A 1,761-nucleotide genomic window follows, 5' to 3' on the forward strand; every position below is an offset into this window, starting at 1 on the left:
GCTCGTGGTCGGCCACCTGCTGATGGTCGCGATCAAACTCCTGGGCTCCACCGGTCTTCGTTATTCGGGTGGTTTGCTCCTGGTGCTGCTTAGCGCGCAGGTGGCGCTGGGTATCAGCAACGTCCTGCTGGGCCTGCCGCTGTGGGTGGCGGTGGCGCACAACGCCGGCGCGGCCTTGCTGCTGTTCACCGTCGTCGGTTTGCTGGCACGTCTGCGGGCGCCGGAATGAGCCAGCCGCTGGCCGCCTACTGGGAGCTGACCAAGCCGCGCGTGGTCGCGCTGATCGTTTTCACGGCGATCATCGGCATGTTCCTCGCGATCGAACCGGGCGAGTCCTGGCCCTGGCAGCGCATCGTGCTGGGCGCGCTGGGCATCTGGCTGGCTGCGGCATCGGCGGCGGCGATCAACCATCTGCTCGACCAGCGCATCGACGTGCTGATGGCGCGCACGCAGCACCGGCCACTGGCCACCGGTTCATTGCGTCCGATGCAGGTGCTGGTCTTCGCGCTGGTGCTGGGCGGGCTGTCGATGACCATCCTGGCCGTGTGGGTGAACCTGTTCACCGCCGCGCTGACCTTCGGGTCCCTGATCGGCTACGCGGTCGTCTACACCGGCTATTTGAAACGGGCGACGCCGCAGAACATCGTCATCGGTGGCCTGGCGGGTGCCGCGCCGCCGGCGCTGGGCTGGGCGGCGGTCAAGGGCTGGCCCGCCGGTGTGTCCTTCTGGGGCCTGGCCGGTGCACCGCTGCATTACGACCACGCGCTGCTGCTGGTGCTGATCATCTACGTCTGGACGCCGCCCCATTTCTGGGCGCTGGCGATCTTCCGCCGCGACGATTACGCCAAGGCGCTGATCCCGATGCTGCCGGTGGTCTACGGCGTCACCTACACGCGCTGGCAGATCCTGTTCTATACCGTGCTGCTGCTGGTGGTCACCGTGCTGCCCTACATCGCCGGCATGAGCGGCGTGTTCTACCTGGGCGGCGCACTGGTGCTGGGCCTGGTCTTTCTTTGGTACGCGATCCGCCTGCTCAAGCCGCCGTCCGAACTTTTTGCGATGCAGGTCTTCAGCTATTCCATCGTCTACCTGATGGCGCTGTTTGCTTTCCTGCTGGCCGACCACTGGTTGCTGCGCGAGGCCGCAGCCGCGGTCCAGACACTGGAATTCCTGCCGACCTGAAATCCGGCCTCAGCCGGGTGCTTGACTTTTAGTTTTACAGGCGTAAATTGAATAATCAATTACGCGTGTAAAAGGAATGGTCTTGGCCGGAATCTCCATCAGCGACGCCGAAAGCGAAGTCATGAAGGCGCTCTGGGCGGCCGGCGAGGCCACCGCGGAAGACCTGATCGCCGCTGTCGCCGAGCCGCAGGGCTGGGCTGAAGCCACCGTGCGCACCCTGATCAACCGCCTGCTGACCAAGGGCGCGCTGTCGGCCGAACGCGAAGGCCGGCGCTACCGTTACCGCCCCGTGCTCAGCCACCAATCGTGGCTGGCCGAACAAAGCAGCGGCGTCCTTGAACGCCTCTTCGGCGGCCGCGTTGCGCCCCTGGTGGCCCACTTCGGCGAGCAGGGCAAGTTGACCAGGCGTGACATCGACGAACTGCGCAAGCTGATCGCGGAGTTCGACGATGAGCGCTGAACTTTTCGACTGGCTGCTGCGCTCCGCCCTGGCGCTGGCCATCGCCGCCTGCCTGGTAATGGCGCTGCGCCCGCTTTGGCGACGTTGGCTGGGCGCCGGCGCGGTGCTATGGCTGTACC

Annotated in this window: 3 protein-coding genes; all 3 read left to right on the forward strand. The window is 65.9% G+C overall.

The window, feature by feature from the left end; translation table 11 throughout:
- Nucleotides 1-229 (forward strand): COX15/CtaA family protein (locus WBP53_RS08645; protein WP_423927938.1); only part of this gene is annotated, 229 nt, incomplete at its 5' end.
- Nucleotides 226-1,182: a heme o synthase gene (gene cyoE / locus WBP53_RS08650; protein WP_423927940.1), complete on the forward strand. Its 957-nt coding sequence runs from the start codon at nucleotides 226-228 to the stop codon at nucleotides 1,180-1,182. The genes WBP53_RS08645 and cyoE, both read left to right, overlap by 4 nt.
- Before the next feature lie 91 nt (nucleotides 1,183-1,273).
- On the forward strand, nucleotides 1,274-1,642 hold the full coding sequence (locus tag WBP53_RS08655; protein ID WP_423927942.1) for a BlaI/MecI/CopY family transcriptional regulator: 369 nt from the start codon (nucleotides 1,274-1,276) through the stop codon (nucleotides 1,640-1,642).
- Nucleotides 1,643-1,761 lie beyond the last annotated feature (119 nt).

The sequence above is a fragment of the Dokdonella sp. genome, from assembly GCF_049593775.1.
GTDB lineage: Bacteria > Pseudomonadota > Gammaproteobacteria > Xanthomonadales > Rhodanobacteraceae > Dokdonella.

Coding starts and splice junctions, on each gene's coding strand:
- cyoE (WP_423927940.1), top strand. CDS start 226: ATGAGCCAGCCGCTGGCCGCCTACTGGGAGCTGACCAAGCCGCGCGTG.